General features: G+C 35.7%; 24 protein-coding genes and 1 other annotated feature. All 24 genes read right to left on the minus strand.

From position 1 onward, the window contains the following. Window positions 1-407 precede the first annotated feature (407 nt). The 24 genes from ileS to mraZ all read right to left on the minus strand — a co-directional run bounded on the left by ileS (window position 408) and on the right by mraZ (window position 25,060). On the minus strand, window positions 408-3,170 hold the full coding sequence (gene ileS, locus WAX74_RS16145; protein WP_336498692.1) for an isoleucine--tRNA ligase: 2,763 nt from the start codon (window positions 3,168-3,170) through the stop codon (window positions 408-410). An 80-nt stretch (window positions 3,171-3,250) separates the two neighbouring features. After that, window positions 3,251-3,479, minus strand: a binding site (T-box leader). A gap of 52 nt (window positions 3,480-3,531) precedes the next feature. Continuing rightward, window positions 3,532-4,041: a DivIVA domain-containing protein gene (locus WAX74_RS16150; protein WP_336498693.1), complete on the minus strand. Its 510-nt coding sequence runs from the start codon at window positions 4,039-4,041 to the stop codon at window positions 3,532-3,534. A gap of 92 nt (window positions 4,042-4,133) precedes the next feature. Next, window positions 4,134-4,925, minus strand: a complete 792-nt coding sequence (locus WAX74_RS16155) for a YlmH family RNA-binding protein (RefSeq protein ID WP_336498694.1) — start codon at window positions 4,923-4,925, stop codon at window positions 4,134-4,136. A 48-nt stretch (window positions 4,926-4,973) separates the two neighbouring features. Then, the gene (locus tag WAX74_RS16160; RefSeq protein WP_336498695.1) at window positions 4,974-5,234 is read right to left on the minus strand and encodes a YggT family protein; all 261 of its coding nucleotides are present in this window, start codon (window positions 5,232-5,234) and stop codon (window positions 4,974-4,976) included. Between the two features lie 19 nt (window positions 5,235-5,253). After that, complete coding sequence (locus WAX74_RS16165; RefSeq protein WP_336498696.1) at window positions 5,254-5,733, minus strand: cell division protein SepF; 480 nt, start codon at window positions 5,731-5,733, stop codon at window positions 5,254-5,256. Further along, on the minus strand, window positions 5,730-6,422 hold the full coding sequence (locus tag WAX74_RS16170) for a YggS family pyridoxal phosphate-dependent enzyme (RefSeq protein WP_336498697.1): 693 nt from the start codon (window positions 6,420-6,422) through the stop codon (window positions 5,730-5,732). The genes WAX74_RS16165 and WAX74_RS16170 overlap by 4 nt, the downstream gene beginning before the upstream one ends. 76 nt (window positions 6,423-6,498) lie before the next feature. Continuing rightward, a complete protein-coding gene (locus tag WAX74_RS16175; protein ID WP_336498698.1) occupies window positions 6,499-6,738 on the minus strand; it encodes a YlmC/YmxH family sporulation protein in 240 nt (79 codons plus the stop codon). Window positions 6,739-7,086: 348 nt separating this feature from the next. Then, window positions 7,087-7,875 (minus strand): RNA polymerase sporulation sigma factor SigG, encoded by a 789-nt coding sequence (gene sigG, locus WAX74_RS16180; RefSeq protein ID WP_336498699.1) that lies wholly within the window; start codon window positions 7,873-7,875, stop codon window positions 7,087-7,089. A gap of 91 nt (window positions 7,876-7,966) precedes the next feature. Further along, window positions 7,967-8,674 (minus strand): RNA polymerase sporulation sigma factor SigE, encoded by a 708-nt coding sequence (gene sigE, locus WAX74_RS16185; protein WP_336498700.1) that lies wholly within the window; start codon window positions 8,672-8,674, stop codon window positions 7,967-7,969. Further along, window positions 8,674-9,516, minus strand: a complete 843-nt coding sequence (locus WAX74_RS16190; protein ID WP_336498701.1) for a sigma-E processing peptidase SpoIIGA — start codon at window positions 9,514-9,516, stop codon at window positions 8,674-8,676. Before WAX74_RS16190 ends, sigE begins: the two co-directional genes overlap by 1 nt. 804 nt (window positions 9,517-10,320) lie before the next feature. Then, window positions 10,321-11,478, minus strand: coding sequence for a cell division protein FtsZ (gene ftsZ, locus WAX74_RS16195; protein WP_336498702.1), 1,158 nt, complete (start codon window positions 11,476-11,478; stop codon window positions 10,321-10,323). A 43-nt stretch (window positions 11,479-11,521) separates the two neighbouring features. After that, the gene (gene ftsA, locus WAX74_RS16200; protein WP_336498703.1) at window positions 11,522-12,814 is read right to left on the minus strand and encodes a cell division protein FtsA; all 1,293 of its coding nucleotides are present in this window, start codon (window positions 12,812-12,814) and stop codon (window positions 11,522-11,524) included. A 112-nt stretch (window positions 12,815-12,926) separates the two neighbouring features. Further along, entirely contained in the window at window positions 12,927-13,277 is a 351-nt protein-coding gene (locus WAX74_RS16205) for a small basic family protein (RefSeq protein WP_336498704.1), read from the minus strand. Window positions 13,278-13,281: 4 nt separating this feature from the next. Beyond that, a complete protein-coding gene (locus tag WAX74_RS16210) occupies window positions 13,282-14,001 on the minus strand; it encodes a DUF881 domain-containing protein (protein WP_336498705.1) in 720 nt (239 codons plus the stop codon). 23 nt (window positions 14,002-14,024) lie between these two features. After that, window positions 14,025-14,744 (minus strand): DUF881 domain-containing protein, encoded by a 720-nt coding sequence (locus WAX74_RS16215; protein WP_336498706.1) that lies wholly within the window; start codon window positions 14,742-14,744, stop codon window positions 14,025-14,027. Beyond that, window positions 14,722-15,519, minus strand: a complete 798-nt coding sequence (locus WAX74_RS16220; protein WP_336498707.1) for a cell division protein FtsQ/DivIB — start codon at window positions 15,517-15,519, stop codon at window positions 14,722-14,724. Before WAX74_RS16220 ends, WAX74_RS16215 begins: the two co-directional genes overlap by 23 nt. Before the next feature lies 1 nt (window position 15,520). After that, complete coding sequence (locus WAX74_RS16225) at window positions 15,521-16,597, minus strand: FtsW/RodA/SpoVE family cell cycle protein (RefSeq protein WP_336498764.1); 1,077 nt, start codon at window positions 16,595-16,597, stop codon at window positions 15,521-15,523. Window positions 16,598-16,631: 34 nt separating this feature from the next. Further along, the gene (murD, locus tag WAX74_RS16230) at window positions 16,632-17,987 is read right to left on the minus strand and encodes a UDP-N-acetylmuramoyl-L-alanine--D-glutamate ligase (RefSeq protein ID WP_336498708.1); all 1,356 of its coding nucleotides are present in this window, start codon (window positions 17,985-17,987) and stop codon (window positions 16,632-16,634) included. A gap of 3 nt (window positions 17,988-17,990) precedes the next feature. Then, window positions 17,991-18,962 carry a phospho-N-acetylmuramoyl-pentapeptide-transferase gene (gene mraY / locus WAX74_RS16235; RefSeq protein WP_336498709.1) on the minus strand — a complete coding sequence of 324 codons (972 nt, stop codon included), beginning with the start codon at window positions 18,960-18,962 and terminating at the stop codon, window positions 17,991-17,993. A gap of 51 nt (window positions 18,963-19,013) precedes the next feature. Beyond that, entirely contained in the window at window positions 19,014-20,912 is a 1,899-nt protein-coding gene (locus WAX74_RS16240; protein ID WP_336498765.1) for a stage V sporulation protein D, read from the minus strand. A gap of 69 nt (window positions 20,913-20,981) precedes the next feature. Next, a complete protein-coding gene (locus WAX74_RS16245) occupies window positions 20,982-23,183 on the minus strand; it encodes a penicillin-binding transpeptidase domain-containing protein (RefSeq protein ID WP_336498710.1) in 2,202 nt (733 codons plus the stop codon). Next, a complete protein-coding gene (gene ftsL / locus WAX74_RS16250) occupies window positions 23,180-23,548 on the minus strand; it encodes a cell division protein FtsL (RefSeq protein ID WP_336498711.1) in 369 nt (122 codons plus the stop codon). The genes WAX74_RS16245 and ftsL overlap by 4 nt, the downstream gene beginning before the upstream one ends. Further along, window positions 23,549-24,499 carry a 16S rRNA (cytosine(1402)-N(4))-methyltransferase RsmH gene (gene rsmH / locus WAX74_RS16255; protein WP_336498712.1) on the minus strand — a complete coding sequence of 317 codons (951 nt, stop codon included), beginning with the start codon at window positions 24,497-24,499 and terminating at the stop codon, window positions 23,549-23,551. A 129-nt stretch (window positions 24,500-24,628) separates the two neighbouring features. Next, window positions 24,629-25,060, minus strand: a complete 432-nt coding sequence (mraZ, locus tag WAX74_RS16260; RefSeq protein ID WP_336498713.1) for a division/cell wall cluster transcriptional repressor MraZ — start codon at window positions 25,058-25,060, stop codon at window positions 24,629-24,631. Window positions 25,061-25,129 lie beyond the last annotated feature (69 nt).

A 25,129-nucleotide genomic window follows, 5' to 3' on the forward strand; every position in this document is an offset into this window, starting at 1 on the left:
CCTTCTATTTTTTGATAATCTTGTTACGTTTGTCTGTCCGTCGCCCTCCTGCAACTATTGGAGACTAGTTAAGAGCCTATTGGATAATTATAAAATAGATACGTCCTATTCATATTGTAAGCTTCCGAAAATGCAATTTCGGAAAAGCTATTGTACTACTCTTTTGGTGAGTGCTTTCTATTTTCTGAAATTCCGATTATAACCATACATACACCTTAATATAAAAAAATATCTTTCGTATGGATATTTATTAAATTTCATCTGTTTTCAAACGTTTCCGAAAAACTATGGACAGACTTTTGCTACATCATTACCGCGTGAATTATCTTTTGGCAGTTATTTGATTCAACAAACAGAATTCGCTGGAAAAAAATGTGGCCCTAATATTACGGACCACATTAAATTTATTAGATATAATGTTTTTCCACTACTTCTGCACAACGAGTACATAATGTTGCATGTTTTTCGTTTGCCCCTACTGAATCAGAAATTGTCCAACAACGTTCACATTTTTCACCATCTGCTTTTTCAACCAAAACAGAAGCATTTTCAAGAGCCAAACAATTGTCTGTAGCATCTTGTTGAGAACCTGCAAGTTCAAATTGAGAAACAATGAACAACTGAGCAAAGTCAATCGCATCTGTATCAAACAATGGTTTGAATTCATCTTTGACATATAACGTTACTTTTGCTTCTAATGATTTACCAATTGCTTTAGCATTTCGAGCTTCTTCTAATGCTTTTAATACATCATCACGTAAATCCATAATTTTATTCCACTTAGCAGCTAATGCTTCATACTCTGGGTATACTACAGCGTCTGGCATATCTGTAAGTTGGATACTCTCTTCTTGCTCATGCGCTAAATAAGACCATAGCTCATCAGCTGTGTGAGGTAATATTGGTGTCATTAATTTTAATAGTGATAGAAGTGTATCATACATAACTGTTTGCATTGCACGACGATCTTTATGATCTTGACCATAAATGTATACAACATCTTTTGCAATATCTAAATAGAATGAGCTTAGCTCTCCTGAAACAAAGTTATTTACCGTATGATAAACGCTAGCAAAGTCATAACGCTCATAAGCAGCTCTCACTGTTTTAATGACTTCCTGAAGCTTCATATATACATATTGATCTACTTCACGAAGATTTTTAAATTCAACACGATCATTCACTGGATGGAAATCACTAATATTACCGTGTAAGAATCTAAATGTATTACGAATTTTTCTATAAACTTCCGTTACTTGTTTAAAGATCGCATCAGAAACACGTACGTCAGCTGTGTAGTCAACAGAAGCAACCCAAAGGCGAACAATGTCTGCACCAAGCTGATTCATCACTTTAGAAGGGACAATAACGTTACCTAGTGATTTACTCATCTTACGTCCTTCACCATCTAACGTAAATCCGTGGCTTAATAAGCCTTTGTAAGGTGCATGTCCATACACAGCAGTACTAGTAATTAAAGAAGAGTTAAACCAACCACGATATTGGTCTGAACCTTCTAGATATAAATCAGCAGGGAATACTAAATCGTCACGTTCAACTAAAACTCCTTGATAACTAGAGCCAGAGTCAAACCAAACGTCCATAATATCTGTTTCTTTTGTGAAGATACCATTTGGACTTCTTGGATGCGTAAATCCTTCTGGTAGTAATTCTTTCGCTTCTTTTTGGAACCAAATATTTGAACCATGTTCACGGAATAATTTTGATACATGTGAAATTGTTTCTTCTGTAAGGATTGGCTCTCCATCTTCCGCATAAAACACAGGAATTGGAACACCCCATACACGTTGACGAGAAATACACCAGTCTCCACGATCGCGAATCATATTGTATAAACGAGTTTCACCCCAAGTGGGAGTAAATTTAGTATTACGAATCGATTGCAATAGTTCATCTCTAAAAGCTTCAATTGATGCAAACCATTGTGCAGTAGCACGATAAATAACTGGTTTTTTAGTACGCCAGTCATGTGGGTATGAATGCGTAAAGAATGAAAGTTTTTCTAAAGCCCCAACTTTATCAAGAGCTTCTGTAATTGCTTTATTAGCATTATCATAAAAAAGTCCTTCGAATCCTGGCGCCTCTGCAGTCATAACACCTCGGTCATCAACAGGACATAAAACATCTAGTCCATATGCTTTACCAACATAAAAGTCCTCTTCCCCATGTCCAGGAGCTGTATGAACACATCCTGTACCAGATTCTGTCGTTACATGTTCTCCAAGGATAATTAGTGAATCACGATCATAAAGAGGATGTTTTGCAACAAGACGCTCCATTTCTTTTCCGACTAATGTACGCTCAACAGAATATTCTTCCCAACTTAGCTCTGATGCAACAGATTCCACTAAGTCTTTTGCAACAACAAATTTATTTTCTTTTACTTGAATTACTGCATATTCTACAGATGGATGAAGGGAAATTGCTAAGTTCGCCGGAATTGTCCAAGGCGTTGTCGTCCAAATAATAAATTTAGTTCCTTCTTCTAGAACGCCTTTTCCTTCCGTTACTGAAAAGCTTACATAAATTGAAGGTGATTTTTTATCTTGATATTCAATTTCTGCTTCAGCTAGAGCAGATTCACTAGAAGGTGACCAGTAAACTGGTTTTAAACCTTTATAAATATAACCCTTCTTCGCCATTTCTCCGAATACCTCGATTTGTCGAGACTCAAAAGATGGTTTTAGTGTTACATATGGATTTTCCCAATCCCCACGAACACCTAGACGTTTAAACTGATTGCGTTGGTTGTCAATTTGTTGATATGCATATTCTTCACAAAGCTTACGAAATTCTGCTAAAGTCATTTCTTTTCGCTTTACACCTTTATTTGTAAGTGCCTGTTCAATTGGTAAACCATGTGTATCCCATCCTGGTACATAAGGTGCATGGAATCCAGTCATTGATTTTTGTCGAACAATCATATCCTTCAATACTTTATTTAGAGCATGCCCCATGTGAAGATCACCATTTGCATAAGGAGGACCATCATGTAAAACGAAAAAAGGACGTCCTTGTGTACGATCTTGCACTTTTTTGTAAATATCCATTTCAGCCCATTTTGCTTGGATATCTAACTCTTTCACAGGTAAATTTCCACGCATTGGGAAATCTGTTTTTGGCATTAATAACGTGTCTTTGTACTCCATTTGTATTCCTCCTAATTTTAGAAAAGCGTAAGGCTCTATATAAAGAAAAGAGCTAGAAAATAAAAAAAACCCTCATCCCAAAAAGGGACGAGAAGTTATTGCTCGCGGTACCACCCTACTTGCGATTTCCTAGAAAATCGCCGCTTAGTATGTCATAACGGGACATAATCCGAAGACACTTACTCGCAATGTAAAGTTCAGTGTCTTTGCTCAAAAGGGATAATCTAAATAGGTTTCATTGCTCGGGCTTTCACCATCCCCAAGTCGCTTTACGAAATCTTGTTTAGACGTCTTTTTCAACGCATATTTATATGATATGAAATTATTATAGGAAAAGTAAGTGAATCAGTCAAGAAATGTATTAGTCCTCTTTAATAGATATGCGATCTATTTCCGTCGTATCTACATCATATTCCATTAAATGATTCCAATCATCAGTATTAATTAAGTCTAGCTGTGCTTCCACAAGCATTTTGAAACGATTACGGAAGACTTTTGATTGTTTTTTCAGCTCTTCTATTTCTAGCGCTATTCTTCTTGCTTTCGTAAGTGCTTCATTTACAATTCGATCCGCATTTTTTTCTGCTTCTTTAACGATTAGCTTAGCCTCTTTTTGGGAATTACGACGTACTTCTTCCGCTGCCTCTTGCGCTACAACGATAGATTTATGTAAAGTCTCTTCGATCGATGTGAAATGTCCTACTTTTTCGCTTGACGATTTCAGTTGTAATTCAAGTTCTTTTTTTTCTTTCATAAGAATTTCAAGGTCTTTCATAATTTGGTCTAAGAATTCATTTACTTCATCCTCATTGTACCCTCTGAAGCCTTTACTAAATTCCTTGTTATGTATATCAAGTGGGGTTAGTGGCATCTATTCCATCTCCTTTACTATCTATCATCCTTTCCCTCTATTATACATTTAGAATAGAGGGAAAACATCAAAATTCGAACATAATTTATAGATTATTTAATTTTTATATCTAAACGACCAATTTGCAGTCTAATTTTGTCCTTTTTTGTACGACCTTCGATCATTAATAGTTTAACTCTTCCCAATCCTCTAATCGAAATAAGGTCTAATTCTTGTAATTCTAATGATATTTGATCTTTCTCAGCCCAGTTTACTTTCACTTTTCCGCTCTGAATAAGCGAGGAGGATTTCTGCCTAGATATATTGAAAACAGCGGAGATGACCGTATCAAGTCTTAACGAACTGACAGTTAAAGTTTCAGAGGACCATTCCTCCTGTTGTTGAAAATAATTAGTGGGGTCGTCAACCGTTTCTATATGTACTTTTACTTTTCCAATCGCCGTGAAATTTGCACGAACATAGTCTAAAACTTCACTTGCTACCACAAATTGAACAGACCCATCTTGCACTCTGATATCTCCAAATTTGCTTCGATCAATTCCTAAAGACATCATAGAACCAAGTACGTCTTTGTGTCGTAATGTCACAAACTTTTTAGGATAATGAACTTCCACTACAGTCATCAAGAAGTCTTCTAGAGAAGGTATAAAATAGGATGGATATAAGAGTAATCTTTTTCGTTCTACTTCTTCTAATGCTCCATTCGAAGCCACTTCGATATCACCATATTGTCTTCGGATAGAGTCTACAATAAATTGCTGTCTCGGATCTAAAAAATCAGTTAGCTTTGGAGCATAATGGTCCTCCACTTCTCGCATCATATTCACCACTTGTTCAATGAAAGGCTGCTCTTCTCTTCTAAAATGCTGCAATACATTTTCCATATAAATAATTCCCTCTCAGATATAGTAAAAACCTCACAAATGTGAGGTTTAAAATAAGTATACTAATGATACTATACCATTTAATGCAATATTTAACACAAAGATTGCAACAATCGGAGATATATCAATCATTCCAATTGGTGGTATAATTTTTCTAAACGGTTCTAAGTATGGTTCACAAATTTTTCCTAATAATTGTCCAAAACTCGATTGTTGAATACTAGGAACCCATGACATTAATATATATATAATCAATGCATATGTGTAATATTTAACAACATAACTTAACAAAATTAAAACTATGTCCATAAGATTATTTACTCCTCTATCAATTTAGGTCATTATAATAATAATCCGATATTGCCCCAGCCACTTCTACAGAATCTGGCGCACAGAGGAATATATCTGTACCTATTCGTTGAATGTCACCACCTAAAGCGTACACTGTTCCACTCAAAAAGTCGATTATTCTAATTCCTTGGTCTTTATCAATCCGTTGTAAATTGACAATTACAGCTTTTTTACTTTTTAAGTGTTCGGAAATATCTTGAGCTTCTGCGTAAACACGTGGCTCTACTAATATTACTTTAGAAGACTTTTGCACATTTTGGATACTTACAAGATTTGATGCTGCAACCTCTTTGGAAGCAGTATTAGCTTTACGTTCTTTTGTGGAAGATTTTATCGGTTGCTGTCTCATTTGATTATCCACAGGCTGTTGTTGTTGAGGTCTTGGTTGCTGTCCTGTTGAAGTTTCTTCATCCTCTTCTAGGTAGAAGAAATTTTTCATCCAGTTTTTCATGCTCATTGAATTCCCTCCCTCTCTTTACCGACTAAAGCTGTCCCTATGCGTACAAATGTTGCTCCTTCTTCTATAGCAATCTCATAATCTCCAGACATACCCATCGATAATTCAGTACATGGAGCATTCGATATTTTTTTAAGAGCGATTTTTTCCTGTAATTGCTTTAAATTACGAAATACGTTTCGGATAATATTCTCATCATCTGTATTAGGAGCCATCGTCATTAAACCAATCACTCGTATACGTGAGTATTTCTCAAGCTCACCAATAAAGGATTCTACATTCTCCATAGATAATCCATGCTTTGATTGTTCTTCAGATACATTCACTTGCACGAAGCAATCCTTTGTAGAAGTTGCCCTTTTTTCGATTTCTTCTGCTAAACTTATTCGATCTAATGAGTGTAAAAAGTCTATGTGATTTATTACTGATTTTACTTTTCTTGTTTGAAGTGTGCCTATGTAATGCCATTTAACATCGCTTTGAATGGCATCTAACTTTTTATTTAACCCTTCTGGTCGATTCTCACCAAGGTGCTGCAATCCAGCTTCAATTACTTCAACTGTTCTTTCTACAGATACCGCTTTAGTTACTGCAATAATCGTAGCATCAGATAGTTGACGATTTGCTCGTGATAAAGCTGCATTCATATGATCTTTAATTGTTTCTAAATTTTGCTGAACATTTGTCATGTAAAAACCAACTTTTCATCAATTGTTTTTGTTTATTGTATCAATGAAAGGCTTATTTATCAATGATGAATACATACTAGAGTGTATTTTTCGAAACAATTATTACATCTTTACCAATTATAGCTATATTTTGTACAGCAATTTTTTTAGTTTCACTTTTTTTATTAAAAAATGTTGGATAAGAACCCTGTGCTTCTACAATAAAAGATGTGATAAACCCTGTCTCCTTATCGATTTCTGCATCAATAATATACCCTAACAATTGACCACTAGTTGCTTCTATAACTTCCTTTTGTTGCGCATCAGAAAATTTCATCTTCATCCCCCTTTTCCACATTATATGAATAGGAACATAAAAAAACGCTTTTTCATTTCAGAAAAAGCGTCAAGCTTTAGACAAACTCTAATTTATTATTTTTATATTGGAGATTTCAGATTTTTCCGAAGCTACCGCTCGTTTAGGACGCCGTTGATTTCCTTTCCAGGCGGACGCTTTCCGCAGGTGAGTGCTTCCCTATTTAAATTCATGGCAATTTACAAATAGGCAAAGAAATAAAGACACTTTCTGTTCAAAATTGAACAGAAAGTGCTTTTTTTGTTTAAAATACACGTCATTTAAAACGTAAGCCTCAGGTTGCACCAAATTAATTTAAATATTTTATCTTTACGATTCCTTAGGATTCAACTGACCTTGAATAATAGACAAAGCGCTTTTTTCTAGTCTTGATATTTGAGCTTGTGATAAGCCAAGATCACTTGCTATTTCCGTTTGAGTAGCTCCATAGTATATCCGTTTTGTTAGTATCTTCTTCTGCCTAGCATCTAACTTTTGAAATGTATCTTTCACTGTAAAATAAGTAACCCATTGTTCTTCCGATACATCATTATCACATAATTGATCCATCATATAGATAGCATCTCCCCCATCGCTAAAAATGGGTTCTTGTAACGATACTGGATCTTGAATTGCATCTAAAGATAATAAAATATCTTCCACTGGGATTTCTAATATTTTGGACAAATCTTCTAGTGTCGGTTCTTGTAAATTATCGTTAATATACTGTTCTTTTGCTTTCATTGCTTTATATGCGATATCTCTTAAAGATCTAGAAACACGTACAGAATGATGGTCGCGTAAATGCCTTTTTATTTCTCCAATGATCATTGGTACAGCATAGGTTGAAAAACGGACGTTATGCTTTAAATCAAAATTTTCAATTGACTTGATAAGACCAATACAGCCTACTTGGAAAAGGTCATCAGCCTGTTCACCACGATAAGCAAATCGTTGAACAAGACTTAAAACTAATCTTAAATTACACATGACTAGCTCTTCTTTTACAGATTCTTCACCAGCTTGTAATCGAATAAACAGTTCTTTCATTTGTTCGTGGGTAAGTAAAGGAAGCTTAGATGTATCAATGCCGCATAATTCTACTTTTGTTCTCGTCATAGATCTTCCTCCGGACTCTTTTAATAGTTCTTAATCAGTTTGTCCGAGAGTATGAACTTTATTCGAAAGGTGCGGCATCCAATTTCACCCATTAGGCTATCGGTTCATTTAAAAGCTCTTTTAAATCCAATATTATTTTCTTTTCTAAACGTGATATATATGATTGGGAAATACCTAAATGATCTGCTACTTCTTTTTGTGTCATTTCTTCTTTACCGTTTAATCCAAAACGACATTGCATAATATATTTTTCTCGATTTCCCAAAAGATTAATCGCATCAAACACATGTTGTCGCTCTAGCTTTTTCTCGACGTCTTCAATAATTAAATCTTCGCTTGTTCCTAAAATATCAGATAGAAGGAGTTCGTTACCATCTGAATCAGAATTCAATGGTTCATCAAAAGAAACCTCTGATTTCATTCGATTTGTTTTTCGCAAATGCATTAATATTTCATTTTCAATACATCTTGATGCGTATGTTGCCAGTTTAATACCTTTATCCAAATTAAAAGTTTCTACTGCTTTTATTAGACCTATAGAGCCTATACTTATTAGATCTTCTATATTCGTATTTGTTTGGTCGAATCTTCTAGCTATATACACTACAAGACGTAGATTCCGCTCTATTAATACATCTCGTGCATATTCATCTCCATCCATAAAAGCAAGGAGCATTTCTCTTTCTTCTTCTCTTGTTAGTGGTTTTGGTAAAGATTCATTTCCACCAATGTAGTGTACACTGCTTTTCCTTAAAGAGATTAACCAAAAATAAATACGACGAAAAAACTTCAATAACATTATAAGACACTCCTTTTCTTTAGATGATAGTAGGAAGAGCTATGTAAGATTCCTTCAGCTCCATGTGGAAATTTATCACGCAACTTCGTCATGACAATATATCCTCTAGGTAAATATTGGTCGTTTATTTTCCACTCATCAAATTTCATCCCGATGACCCACGTTTTTTCTTGTTGAATAGTTGAAATAGGTATTAACCTTAATTTGCTTATAAACTCTTTTGGAAGGTTGTCCAAACCAACTCTTCGATCAAACTTCCATTCAAAAATTGCTTGAAACAAAGACTCTGGAAGAATATCTTGTAACACTTCTGCAGCAACAAAATGGACCGGATCATTGGAAAGAGGTTCTTTGCAAACATTCCCTGAGTCTATAAATAGGGTTAGTTCCTTTGTTTGGCCAAACAAACGGAGATTTGAGGAGAATAGAAGCTCTCTTTCAGATTGAGCAATGTTAATATGCAATACATGTTTCGTTAATAAATACAAGCCGCCAGTGGCAATCAAAGCGAAGTTTACAAACATGAAGAGATTGCTACTAGTGTGATAGAGTGGAGCAATTGCTGTAAGTAAACCTCCAGCAAATAGACTTGCAAGTAAAGTAAGTGCGATAGCCTTAATGATTTGTGAACGTTTACGCCAAAAAGCTATTCCGATCATAAGAAAGAAAGATAAGAAAACAGTAATGAAATAGTTTGAAAATGTAACTGTAATTGTTCCTGCGATAAAGGCGGAAAGAAACAAATATCTTTTTTTGTTCTCAATCCAACCAATGCGATTTGCAAATGCCAAAACAGTGTAATTAAAAAAAGTATTGGTTGCAATCATCACTTCTGCATACATAGCTTCCCTCCTTTTGACTAAATCGTAACATGGCATTTGTAAGAAAAATGTCAAATCAGGGGATAGAAATCATTCTTTTTTTACGACAAGAAGTGCTATATAGAATAACTAAATGTCAGTGGAATGGGTAAGATAAGAGAAAGAGGCAAGTTAAATAGCTAAGGTTTGTTATCTAATTAGAGAAAAAGTAAAGATATGAAAGGTCATACTATCTAGATTAATTCGGCTTGCCTCACGTCGACAAGAGCTCGATAAATGTGCCCCCGTAAAGAACGTTGGAGCGACATAGGAGCGAATCTTCTTGCAGAGACTCATATGCGTAGTGTGCAGCAAGCGCACACCCGTTTTTTCCACTTTCAAAATGTTATTATGCACAGAAAGGAACGGATAGATCACCAACTATAGGCATTCGCGCTGCTCGCACGTCCGAATGAGCCGCTGTACGCGCTAGCGCATTTCGCTGTCTCATACTGCACGTCATGCGGCTTGCAAGGCGCGAATTCCAGTTTATTGATGGAATATATTAGGTTCTATTAAAAATAGGATGTGGGATTGCTTCTTTCGATATTTATTTTAAATTCATTGGGATGTCTACACGATGTGTGCCTTACAAGCAGCAGGAGAGAGAAGAATAAGACCTCGTAAAGGAAGTAGAAGAAACGAAGGAACGAATCATCTTGCGTAGCGTGCGGCAAGCGCACATCCGTGTTCTAATTTATAAGATATTGATTGGTTTTATTTTTTCTAAACACACATAATAAAAAAAGCAACCACCTGTTGGTGATTGCTTTTTTGTTTAGAAATTTAGTTTCTTCTTTGACGATTTCTTAAGAATGTCGGAATATCTAATGCATCTTCTTGTTGATGTTGTACATTTGGACGCTCTTGGTGTATAGGTTGTTGATGTTCTTCCTTTCTTTGCTCACGAATAGGAGGAGGAGTACTTGCAGCTTGTTGTGCACGAGCTGCGCCAAAACCAGTATTTCTTGGTTTATTTTGAGTAATTAACTCTTCATTGAAACCAGTTGCAATTACTGTAACAATAATTTCATCCTTCAAATTATCATTAATAACTGAACCGAAGATCATATTCACTTCTTCATCTGAAGCAGAAGCAACGATATCTGCAGCTTCTTGAACCTCAAATAGACTCAAATTTGATCCACCCGTAATATTCATAAGTACTCCTGTTGCTCCATCAATTGAAGTCTCTAGAAGTGGACTTGAAATTGCTTTTTTAGCAGCTTCAGCAGCACGGTTATCTCCACCAGAAATACCGATACCCATTAGTGCTGCACCTTTGTTAGACATAATTGTTTTAACGTCAGCAAAGTCTAAGTTAATCAATCCAGGAACAGCGATTAAGTCTGAAATACCTTGGACCCCTTGACGTAGTACGTTATCTGCTTCTCTAAATGCCTCAAGCATAGGTGTATTTTTGTCAACAATTTCAAGAAGACGGTCGTTAGGAATAACAATCAGTGTATCCACTGATTCTTTCATCATTCCAATACCACCAATTGCTTGAGTGGAACGTTTGCGTCCTTCAAATGTGAATGGACGTGTAACAACTCCTACAGTTAATGCACCGATATCACGTGCGATTTGAGCAATTACAGGAGCCGCTCCAGTTCCAGTACCTCCGCCCATCCCAGCTGTAACAAAGACCATATCAGCGCCTCGTAACGCTTCCTCAATTTGCTCTTTACTTTCTTCAGCTGCTTTCTTACCAACTTCTGGATTTGCACCTGCTCCAAGTCCTCGTGTAAGTTTTCCACCAATTTGTAACCTAACTTCTGCTTTAGACATTTTAAGAGCCTGGGCATCCGTGTTAACAGCAATAAAATCAACACCCTGTACTCCATGTTCAATCATTCGATTTACAGCATTATTACCACCGCCACCTACTCCAATAACTTTGATAATGGCTAATTGGTCATCGTTCGTTTCAAATTCTAGCATGCTATTGCCTCCTATATTCTTTCAACTATGATAATGGTTAATTTTATTCAAAAAACTTGTCGAAAAATTTCTTGGCTTTTGTAATTGCGCTTTCTTTGTTTTCATTGTTTCCATTTTGAACAGTCTGTTTTTGTTTCTTAAGACTTGGTGTAGATTCATTTTGTGCAGTTTGAGATAAGGCATGACTGCTACCAATTTTACCATAGAAAAGATCTTCTTTATAGGCATATCTTATAAGACCAACAGCAGTTGTATATTGTGGCTCACGAACACCAATGTAATCCGGAGTATATAAACGTACTCTTGTTTGTAGAATATGTCTTGCAAGTTGACCAATACCTTCTAACTTCGCAACTCCTCCTGTAATTACAACACCACCAGGTAAGTCTTGAAGTCCCATTCGGTAAAATTCTTCTAATACCAATTCGAAAAGCTCTTCTAAACGTACTCCAATAATTTCAGCTATATAGCGCTGAGAATATTGTTCTTTCATATCGGCACCAATGACTGGTACTTCAAAAAGCTCATCATCTGATGCATCATCATAGAAGGCATGTCCATATTGGATTTTAATTTTTTCTGCTTGTTCTGTTGGCGTTTTTAATACAATTGATAAATCTTTTGTTATATGATCTCCACCTACCGGTATAACGGAGGTATTTATTAAATGGCCTTCACTAAAAATAGCGATAGTGGTAGATCCTCCACCTATATCAATATAGGCAGTACCATGATTTTTTTCATCTTCGGTTAAAGCAAAATAACCACCAGCTAATGGTTGTAGATATATTTCTCTTATTTGTAACCCAGCTCGCTCCACACATCTTAACACATTATGTAAAATTGTTTTAGATGTAGTCATCATGATTCCATCCATTTCAAGACGGGTTCCAATCATTCCACGTGGATCTTTAATTTCATCTAGATGATCTACGATAAACTGCTTTGGCGATATATTGATAAGCTCACGTTCTGGAGGAATAGACATTACTTGAGCAGATTCTATTACTCTATCTAAATCTGTATCTGTAATTTCACGGTCCTCACGATTAACAGCGACTACACCTTTAACGTTTTGTATGTTTGCTAGATTTGCAGGAATGCCAAGTACTATCTCCTGAATTGACATCCCAATCATTCGTTCAGCTTCACTTACAGCTTTCTTGATGGACTGCACGGTTGCGTCTATATCTACAATGGAACCTTTACGAATCCCATTTGATTTAACATTCCCTACACCTATAACATGCAGCGAGTCATCACTCATTTCACCGATTAAAACTTTAATTGAAGACGACCCAATATCTAATGATACGTACAATTCTGATTGATTCAACCCGTGGCACCTCCTAAAAACTCTTTATTTATTATTCTATTGTAAAAAACTAATAAAGTCTAAAAATTTATAATCAAAAAGTCAATATTTCATTACCATTACGTAAATATGACTATGTATTTTTTCTTTCAGACCATTTTGTCAAAATTAACCGACGGATAACCGCAATATTTTGGAATAAACGAACCCCAAAAGCAAAGATTGCAGCTAAGTATAAGTCAACTCCTAGATGTACTCCTAAAAAAGCAAGTGCGGCTGCTAAAACAATGTTAAAGAAAAATCCAGAGACAAACACCTTATCATCATATACGCCTTGTAATTGGGCTCTAATTCCTCCAAATAACGTATCTAAAGCCGCAAGTACAGCTATAGAAAGATAACTTTCATATATCTCAGGTATTTGTATTTCTGTTAAAAGACCAAGTGAAATTCCAAGTATTAGACCTAATAACGGCAACCACATTTATTTACTCTCCTCCTGGAATTTCAAATAAAAATTGTTTATTGATTGTTTGATCAAAAGCTTCTATGTTTATATCGTTTACAGGTTCACCAATTGACAATTTTAGGTTATCAATATAAAAATCATCCCCAATAGAAGAAGCCTTTAATTGATTATACATTTTTTTAGCGTCGTCGTAAGTGGAAGTACCAATTTTTATCGTAAATGGCGCAGTTTTTATAGCAAGATTGTTAACTGTTGTTCTTCCATTCACATCCCTTATCGCTGATGAATGGATCATCCTTTTCCCATCAACTTCTATAGCTTTTGCTTTAAAACGATTTATTTCATTAACTAGACGAACAAGTAAATCAGGAGTTATTCCTTCCACAGCTTGTCCAACAGCAATACTTTCAAGGGATGGTTCAACGGTAATTGTTAAGCCTGGACCACTAAAATCTGTTAATCCAATGTCTTGTTTCAATTGCATTACCGTTTCATTTAAAGCAGTTTTGGGACTTTCATTTACCATATTTTCATATTTACCAATTGTTTGCTCCAACACACGTACTTCCGATAATAACTCTGAATGTAATTCGGTTTCTTTTGCAAGCTCTTGTCGAATTGTCCAAACGTCCCTAGTATCCCGTTCCTCTGGTTTTTGCACCGTATTATATTGGACTGCTAACATAAACCCAACAATAAACAAAATTAATGAAAACCGAATATAGACGGTTTTTTTCATTTATTCGGCCCCCTTCACCTTGCTTAATTTTTGTCGTCACGTAAAGCAGGCATCGATATTTTTCCTTTTTCCTCTACAGTTACTATAATGTTATCACTTGTTAATTGATCAACAACACCCCCACCAAGCTTAACAGAAGCGAGTAATACTTCGGGATCTCCGACAGCTTCAATTTTAAAAGGAGCTGGAAATGTTTTACCGTCAACCGTAATAACTGGACCCGTACAACTAATATAGGAATTTGTATGGAGCCTCTGTCCATTTATTGATATAGCTTCAGCACCAGATATTTTCAATTCATTGATGACCTTAAATACATGGCTTTCATGGACAATATAATCATTTGGATTCTCTTGTGACGGATTATAAGCACCATCTTGTAGAGAAACAGCAATTCCTTTGCCTTGGGATGGAATGTCACCAATTAATAATCGCAATTTTTCCGCCTCTTCTACTAACTCTTCGACGCTCTCTTCACTATTTGCAAAAGACTGTTCAAATTCTTTGATTTCTTGCTGTTTCCCATTAATTTCTTCCGAGAGCTCTTTATTTCTTTCTTTTTGCTCGATTAATTCTTTTTTGTATTTTTCCTGTTCATTTAAACTTACCGAGTTTGTAACTTGTTCTTTGTTTACAGAAGAAATACTATACGAGTAAGCGAGTATAAATCCTAACACTAAGCTTACTAAAGAAATTAGTACTAGTCCTCTCGAAGGAATTCTAAGGAGTCTGTTCTTCCTCAACCTCCATCGCCTCCTCTTCGACTACATTGTTATACACTTCTTTATATGGTTGAAAAAAGGATCCAACTTCAAGATCAATAATTCCTTTTACATCTGGTTCAAGCTGAGACACGATGGAAGGATAGAAATTCATCTTTTCAGAGAAAGAAGGAATTATTGCTTGAACCTCATTCCCATCATTCATAAAAACTTGAATAGAATAGGGATCATTTTCAGTCGGCTTATAATTAATTTGAGAAATAGTTAATAATACTTCAGAGTCCAAGTTTTTTAACTCTTTTATGAGCCTTACCCTAATTTTCTCTTTCTCAAAACCCGAAAGGATCGGGCCATCAATCGGTACTACTTGTCCCTCAGGTTCGATAGTCTTTCCATTCTCTAAAATAATATGAAGAGCTTCTCCGTTTTCTTCATAACCAACTTTTTTGTATTCTTTTACTTGTATTTCTACCCCAGTTAACCAAGTCCGTTTAACTTTAGCAGATTCAACCCAATCATTTTGTTCTATTATTTCTGTCACTTGGTTTTCTCTAAAACCCCACATTGATTCTCCAAGCTTTATTGTACTTTGCTCTATATATTTTTCCTCAGAGACTAGAGACGCACCACTAACTGAAATAGATTGAATCTGGCTATAAGAGGATTGAAAATATAATACTATTAATAATGTTGTAACGAAGAGAAAAAGTAGAATGGAAAACTTTTTGTTCGTTCTTCGTCGTCTACGTTCTTTAAAGGTTGGTATTCGATCTTCAATATCTATTACTTTTTCCATTCTACCGCCTCCCTTCTCCTGTAGAATTATTTGCTAAGTTTAAGATTATACCGATAATCCCCCATGTGGTAACTAGAGAAGAACCACCATAGCTTATAAATGGTAAAGTAACACCTGTAACTGGTAGTAAACCTGTAACCACACCCATGTTAAGAAACGTTTGTACTGCTAATAAGGAAGTAAATCCGATAATTGTTAATTGATAAGCACGTGTTTTGGCACGTGCAGCCATTGCAAAGCCTGTCGTGAAAAATAGAACAAAAGCTGAAATAATAACTAAACCTCCGATGAACCCAGTTTCTTCTAATAAAATAGAGAAAATAAAATCATTTTGTGGTTCCGGTAAGTATAAAAACTTCTGTCTACTATTCCCATAACCAAATCCGAACAGTCCAGCCGGGCCAACCGCAAGTAAGGATTGAATTGCTTGAAAGCCAGTACCTAAAGGATCACTCCAGGGATCAAGAAACGATTGAATTCGGTCGAGCCTGTAAGGTGCCGAAGCTATCAATGCTACTAATGCTATTATTCCAGTTATTCCAATGGTAACAAAAAATTTTAAAGGTAATCCTGCTGCAAAAAGCAGGAAAAAAGATGCCACAATCAAAACGAAGGCTGAACCAAAATCTGGTTGAATCATAATAAAAGTAATCGGCAGTAATAAAATTACGGCACTTTGGAAATACATCTGCCCTTTTGTTTTTTTCTCATTCGACAATGAAAATGCTAGCATTCCTAATACAGCGATTTTAGCAAGTTCGGCAGGTTGAAAGTTCATAAAACCAAGTGAAATCCAACTTTGTGAACCATTTCGAACTACCCCAATTCCAGGAATGAGCACACCAATTAAAAATAATATAGAAAACACATAAATGATTAGCCAAAACTTTGGTAGCCTTATAAATCTCTTATTTCGAATAAATAATGCACCTAAAATACCGACTATTAAATAACTCCCTTGCTTTAAAGCAAATGGTAATTGGTCTTTGTAATGCACCTGACTCCAATAAGAACCTGCAGAGTGTACGAATAGTATCCCGATAATAGATAAAAATAGGACAGATGCTAAAAATAGGATTGTTCTTTTATCGTTCGTTTAGTTCATCCCTTCGTTAATCTTTTAATGCTAGCACTTGTTCGATAAATTCATCTCCACGAATTTCAAAGCTTTCATACTGATCCCAACTTGCACAAGCCGGAGAAAGTAAAATAACATCTCCCTCAGCAGAAATTCTAACCCCTTCTGCAATTGCATCAATTAAGTTATTCACTTGTATAACAGCAGGAATTCCTTGCTGTTCTCCAAATTTTTGTAGACGTTCCGCTGTTGCTCCGTAGTGAATGAGTGCCTTCACATTGTGTAAATGTGGAATCAATTCATCAAAGGAATGACCACGATCTACACCACCTGCAAGTAATATTACAGGTTCAGAAAAACCTTCTAATGCACTTTTTGTAGCAAGTGCATTTGTAGCTTTTGAATCATTATAAAACTTTCTATTTTTCCACTCACGTACAAATTGTGTTCGATGCTTAACACCGTGGAAATTCGTAAGAACCTGAACTATACTGTCTAATGAGCAATTCAGTAAAATGGCAGCAGCAGTTGAAGCTAATACATTTTCTAAGTTGTGTTTTCCTCGTAGTGCAATGATAGATCGTTCAAATAACATTTTACCATTCCAATATACATATAGATCATCAGCACTTATTCCTTCCTCTGTTTTTTTACTTACATAGAAAGGGATTTTCTTTGCATTACTTTTACTAGCATAATCTTTAACAATTTGCTGCTCGCCATTATAAATAAACCAGTCCGAATGATCTTGATTTTTAGTAATATTGAATTTTGCATCTGTATATTCTTGAAAACTTGAATGATAGTCTAAATGAGCTTCATATAAATTCATCAAAACTGAAATCTTTGGTTTTAGTTCTTCCGTACCCATCAACTGAAAAGAAGATAGTTCCGTTACAATAATATTATCATTTGTAGCTTTTGCAGCGACTGCACTTGCAACAGTACCAATATTTCCAGCAATTAATGGTTGTTTATTTCCTGCTTCTAACATTTCAAATATTAATGTTGTTGTGGTAGTTTTCCCATTTGAACCAGTAATTCCAATCATTGGAGCATCACTTATTCGATATGCTAATTCCACCTCTGTCCAAACTGGAATACCTCTCTTTTTAGCTTCGGCAATAACAGTATTTGTGTAAGGAATACCAGGGTTCTTTACTATAAGACTGAATCCCTCGTCTAATAGATCCTCAGGATGACTTCCACAGATGACTGTTAATCCTTTAGAAAGTAAGTACTGTGCATGTTCATTTTCATCAAAAGGTTTTGAATCATTAACAGTTACAAATGCTCCTAAATCATGTAAAATTTCTGCTGCAGCTGTTCCGCTTTTCGCAAGTCCTAATACAAGAATTTTTTTATGATAAACCATTGGTAATTGCTTCATTTTTTATACAACCTCCAAAATAACAACAAGCATTGCTGCTATAAAACCGATAGCCCAAAATACAGTCACAATTCTTTTTTCTGACCATCCAGAAAGTTCGAAATGGTGATGAATAGGACTCATTTTAAAAATCCGCTTACCTGTTGTTTTAAAACTAATTACTTGCAAAATAACAGACAGCGTCTCTATAACAAAAATAATTCCTACTAGTAATAATAAGAGTTCTTGTTTTACGAGAATAGAAACCATCGCCAATGCCCCGCCTAATGCTAGTGATCCAGTATCACCCATAAAAACTTTAGCGGGGTTTTTATTGAACAAAAGAAATCCTAATAGTGCACCTGCTACACTAAATGTAAAGATCGCTATATCTGTTTGCTCATATGCTAGTGCAAGTACACCGAACGTTGCAAATGCAACAGATGCTGTACCTGATACTAAACCATCTAAACCATCTGAAAGATTTACTGCATTAGAAAATCCAACTAACCAAAATATTAGAAATGCTACATAAAATTGTCCAAAATCTAATTCTGCATTCGTAAATGGAATAGCAAGTGTTGTGTCAAATGGTCCAAGTTTTAATAAGAAATATGCGCCAACTGATATAACAATTTGACCAATTAATTTTTGAATTGAAGTTAATCCCAAATTTCTTTTTAATACTACTTTAATAAAATCATCTAAAAAGCCAATTAAACCAAAACCAACTAAAATAATTAGCAGCACAATAGATTGCGTCGTTAGCTTATCGAAGTAAAACGAGACTGCTACTGTCCCTATAATGATGGACGTTAAAAATATAAGCCCACCCATTGTTGGTGTTCCTGCTTTTTTTTGATGGGATTGTGGTCCTTCTTCTCGAATACTCTGACCAAATTTCATCCTTCTCAAATATGGGATAATTATTGGCGCGAGAATAACGGACAAAAGAAAACTAATACTAATTGTAATAATCGTTGTAGATAAAGTCATGAAAAAATCTCCTTAGTTGCGATCAACTATCAATAAATTTACTATAGTTAATTATTTTGTGTAGACATGTATTTTTCCGTCTATTGGAATTAAACTGTTTTCCTTCGGTAATTGTGAAAGTATTTCTTCCCCATCACCATGCCAAACAATTGTAAATGGGTACATATAGGTTGTAATCTCTTTTTTCTTTATTCCTACTAAGTTTGGTACACGAACTTGTTGGATATCCCCCCATCGATATTCTTTTTCAAGTTGCTTGCCACCGGCAGTAACCTCAAGTGAATCCTCAATGATCTGCCCTACTATAGGTGCTGCAATAACTCCACCAAATTGTGAACTATGTTTAGGATTATCAATGGCAACATAGACGATTAACTCTGGATCATCTGCTGGGGCAAATCCAATGAATGAAACAATATATTCTCCGTCCATATATCTGCCATTTTGTACTTTTTGTGCTGTACCAGTTTTTCCACCTATTCGTAAACCATCTCGATATGCATTTCTACCTGATCCTTCTGCTACTACATGTTCAAGTGCATCTCGTACCATTGCTGAAGTTTCTTCACTAATTACCTGGTGCTTCATCTCCGGCTCAGATGTCGATAATACTTCGTTCGTTTCACCATCTAAAATATTTTTTATAATAAACGGTTTAAATAATTTACCACCATTTATAGCGGCAGCAACCGCTTGCACTTGCTGAATCGGTGTTACAGAAATACCTTGACCAAATGAAGTGGTGGCATGCTCTACAGGACCATAAGCTTCTTTGCTAAAAAGAATTCCTGTTGATTCTCCAGCCATTCCAGAACCCGTTGACTGCCCGAAACCAAATTTTCGTATGTAATCCGAAAGTTTTTCCGGCCCTACTCTTCTTCCAAGCTCTATAAAACCTGGATTACAGGAGTTCTCCACAACTTCTAAGAAGGTTTGGCTTCCATGTCCAGATCTCTTCCAGCATCTAAGGCGAGCACCCTCTATCATTGTATAGCCAGCATCATGAAAATGATCATCTTCCAAATCCACTACTTTTTCTTCTAAGGCTGCACTTAATGTAATTATTTTAAAGGTAGATCCAGGCTCGAAAGTCATCCAAACTGGTAAATTACGATTATAAATAGTAGAGTCAACTTCTTGATAAGATGATGGATCAAAGTTTGGGGCAGAAGAAAGTGCAAGTATTTCTCCATTTTTGGGATTCATCACAATAGCAATTGCTTGCGTCGCTTCGTATTTCTGCATTGCTTGTGAAAGTTCTCTTTCCACTACCTGTTGTATTTCCATATCAATTGTCAGTTGAACATGGTTACCTGAAACTCCATTTTTCCACCCATCATCCACATGTGGAAGAGGTACCCCTTTTGCATCTGTAAACATACGTATAGCAGATTGCTTTCCTTTTAAAACGGAATCATATTGATATTCGATTCCCGCTAGTCCTTGAGCGTCATACCCAGTAAAACCTATCAATCTTGAAAGTATATTACCCTGTGGATAGTCTCGTACATAATCAATACCCGCATACAATCCAGGTATATTTTTATCTTGGATTTGCATCGCAAGTTCTGCACTAATGTTTTTTCCTTTTGGCGCGAGTTTTACTAAATAATCTCTTTTATTGAGCTGTTCAAATAATTTTGCTTCATCCATTTTTAACAGTGGAGCAATTTCTTTTGCCACTTTTTCTGGTTCATCGTTTTGAGAAGGCATGTAAAATAACGTAGGAGAAAGCTTATTTCCAACAATTACTTCTCCATTCCTATCCAGAATATTACCCCGAAGTGACGCATAAGGAAGTTCGCGATCCCAACTTTCTTTTGCTTTTGTTGTCAATTCATCAAACTGAAAAAATTGAAGTTGCACTAATTTCAATACCACTGCTAAAAACAATAAAATCATCAATACCCAAATTAAGCGGAGGCGCAATACTTGTTTTACTTTAGAAATTACATTTTCCCCTTTTATTCGTTTAAGATAACCTATGAGAAAATGACAAGAACTATTCTATTTGCTCAACTAGTCTTGTGGTGGTACTTCCATAGATTCCTCTAATCCCGGGGCAATTTTTGTTTCTTCCGGTGTCGTCAAATGAACAACAACAGGAGTATCTTTTGAAACAACAGAACCAGCAGTTAAACTTTGGCTTGTTACATAGCCATCTCCTGAAATTTCAATTGGTATATTAGACAATGATTTGTAAATCATTATATTTCGTTTAGACCAACCAGAGAAGTTAGGAAGTTTAATATTTCCCTCCCCTTGTAGAAAAACTGTTCCATTGGCTAAAATCGAAGTTCCTGCAGCAGGGAATTGCTCTTTTACATTTTCCGCTTGTCCAATTATAACAGTTTTTAAGCCTTGTGACTCTAGTCTACTCTGACTTTCCACCACATTTTCCCCGACAATATTTGGCATTTCTATCGAAGAGGCAAGTTCTAGATTTTCTGGTTGTATATTTAAGTATTTTAAGCTGTTTTCCGTTACAGAATTAAAAATTTCTGAGGTAGGCTCTGATCCCACTTCGGTATCTTTCAATTTCGGTTTATGAACAGCAACATAGACAATAAGCTGTGGATCTTCTACAGGCGCCATCCCTAAAAAGGAATACAAAAACAAATTACGGCCCCAAAAATATCCACCCTCAGGGTTGGCAATTTGGGCAGTACCTGTTTTTCCTGCAGTTGTATAATCAGCTAATTTAAACCGTTGAGCAGTACCTTTTTCTGATGTAACTGTGCTTGCTAAAATTTCTTTCACCTGATCAGCAGTCTTAGCAGATATTGGAGATTTCTTTTCGACTGGTTTGTGGTCACTTATTACCTCACCAGTGTTTGGATCTACTATTTTCTCTATCACATATGGCTGCATCATTTTACCTTTATTTGCTATAGCTGTCATGGCCTGAATTAATTGAATTGGTGTAACAGTTGTCCCTTGTCCATAGGTTGTAGTCACTCTATTAATCGGATACTTATCGCTTACTGTTCCGGTTGCCTCATGTGGCAAATCAATTCCCGTTTTTTCTCCAAATCCAAATCGATGAATATACTCAATAAAAGTCTCATCACCGATTCTATTTAACAAGTAAGCCATTGATACATTTGACGAGCGTTGAAATCCTTCTAAGTACGAAATAGTACCCCATCCGTATACATTATGATCACGTATTGTTCGGTCGTATACTTTATAAGATCCGGATTTATAAGTTGCATTAGGTTCCCATACCCCTTCTTCGATCGCCGATGCCAAAGTGAAGATTTTCATTGTAGAGCCTGGTTCTATTGTTTGTTCAATTGCTTCGTTTAGCCAGTTTGTTGATAAACCTTCTCTAGTATTCGGTTCGAAGGTTGGTCTTTGAGACATAGCAAGAATTTCTCCTGTTTTTGGATTCGCGACAATAGCGGTAATCTTTTCAGGATTATACTTTTCTTCTGCTTTGTTAAGTGCATCTTCTAAAAAGTTTTGAATTGTTTTATCAATAGTTAAATAAATATTATCTCCATCTTGCGGTTTGGTTATCATTTTTTCAGTATTTGGCAATAAAAAGCCTTTCGTATCACCTTTAAAATTCACCTTACCATGAGTTCCAGTCAATTCTTCGTCATAAATATATTCCAAGCCCATCTTTCCTACTGGTACAGCTTCTCCATCTTCATTTTCTTCTTTTAATGCAAAACCGATTAGATGAGATGCGAATTGTCCATTTGGATAAAGTCTTTTCATATCTTGAACAAAAATTATTCCAGGTAAATTGTTATTTTTTATTTCTGACATCACTTTATAACTAATATCTCTACCAGATTTTCCGAACTCCACTTGATATTTTCCTGCTTTAATATTTTTGTTTAGTATGTCCAATATATCTTGCTCTGGCAGATTAATATATTCTGCTAACACTTTTGCAGTATTTTCAGGATCCACTACATGCCGTGGAGCATTACTGTTATTAGTAGCTTTCGGGCTAATAACAGCAATAATTTTGTAACTGAGCGTATCTTCTACGATAACATCTCCGTTGCGGTCTATAATTTTACCTCTACTCGCCGGAATCACTTGTTCTCTACTATACTTTGAGTCTGCTTTAGTAGATAATACTTGCCCTTCAGCAGTCCCAGTCACTTGAATAAATACAAATCGACTAAACAATAGAAAAAAGAGCCCTCCATAAAGTAAAAACATTAGAAAGGCTCCCCATTGAAAACGAAATTTCTTATTCATTGTCCTGGTACTACCTTTACGTTTTGCTCATTCAGTTTCAAACCGAGCTCTTCCGCCTTTTTCCAAATACGCTCATAGGTAGATAATTCGCTTACTTGTATGGACAAGTCTGTATTTTCTTTTGATACATTGTCGATTTGTTTTTCCATTAGTTGAATGTCAGCACTCGTTGAACGAACAGCTGTCTGAGTTTGAATAATCATTAAGCCTAGTATAGTTACTACTGATAATAAACCAATAAGGAGAAACCTCTCCCCTTTGGTTAATATTTTTTTTGCTTGTTTTGTCGGCTTCTTTATTTGTGGTTGTTCAGGAAAAGAAGGACGACTTATGTATGTTTGAGATTGTTGTTTACGTAAAGCCATTTAGACACTTCCCTTTTCATTAATTTTTTCCACAATTCTTAGTTTAGCTGAACGAGACCTATTGTTTTCTTCTAATTCTTCTACAGAAGGTAGAATAGGCTTTCTTGTGATAAGTTTTAAAGCAGGTTCCATTCCTTCCGGTATAACTGGTAAATTAGGTGGCAATTCTGGTAACGACGCAGCTTCTTTAAAGATAGTTTTTGTTAATCTGTCTTCTAGAGAATGAAACGTAATAACACTAATCCTTCCGCCTACCTTTATAACTTTAATTGCATCTTCCAAAGATTCTTCCGCTGCTCCTAATTCATCATTCACAGCAATTCTTATAGCTTGAAAAATTCGTTTTGCAGGATGTCCACCTGTTCTTCTAGCAGCTGCAGGAATCCCAGCCTTTATCAATTCAACTAATTGAAATGTTGTTTCAATTGGAGCGTTCTCTCTAGCTTGTTCAATCTTTCTTGCAACTTGCTTAGAGAACTTCTCTTCTCCATATCTAAAAAATATTTTCACCAGTTTTTCATATGGCCAATCATTAACTATGTGATATGCGGTTAGCTCACTAGTCTGATCCATCCTCATATCTAGTGGGGCATCGTAATTATAACTAAAGCCTCTTTCTGGAGTATCAAGCTGAGGGGATGAAACACCTAAATCATATAAAACTCCATCGACTTTCTCAATTCCAATGTTCTCAAGTTCTTCTTTTAGATAACGGAAATTTGCATGTACAAATGTTACTTTGTCTAAGAAAGGAGCTAATCTTACTTTTGCATTCTCAATAGCAATCATGTCTTGATCAAAACAAATTAATCTTCCATTTTCCCCTAATTGCTGGACGAGATATTCACTATGGCCAGCTCCTCCAAGAGTACAGTCCACATAAATTCCATCTGGACGAACGGCTAGTCCATCTACCGTTTCTTTTAATAATACTGTTGTGTGATGAAACAAGCCTTTTCCTCCTCTTTATCAAGTATCCTCGATGTTTACCTGTACATTGCTATGCAGGTAACATTGCTTCCAGTTTTACGTGGAAGGCAATATCTTTTTAGCAAGTGTCTAACACTATACCGAATAAGATTAAATGTCAAAGCCAATCATATTCTCTGCTATATCGTTGAAAGAATCCTCAGATTCCTCAAAATAATTTTCCCAAGCATCCTTAGCCCATATTTCTAAACGATTAGAAACACCAAGAACTACACATTCTTTATCCATCTTTGCATAGCTACGCAAATTACTTGGAATATTAATACGTCCTTGTTTGTCAATTTCAACTTCTGTAGCACCAGAAAAGAAAAAACGGGTAAATGCCCGAGCATCTTTTTTCGTAACAGGAAGTTCTTTTAATTTTTCTTCGAGTTTTCGCCATTCATTCATAGGATAACCAAATAAGCAATTATCAAGACCACGTGTTAAAACAAAACAATCTTCTAAATGCTCCCGAAACTTGGAAGGTATGATTAACCGGCCTTTCGGATCAACGTTATGTTGATATTCGCCCATGAACATGCTACTCACCCCACTTTATGTGAATAACATACCACATCCCCCCACTTTCCTCCACCCATTTTTCAAAAT

This window comes from Psychrobacillus mangrovi (assembly GCF_037104765.1).
Taxonomy (GTDB): Bacteria; Bacillota; Bacilli; order Bacillales_A; family Planococcaceae; genus Psychrobacillus; species Psychrobacillus mangrovi.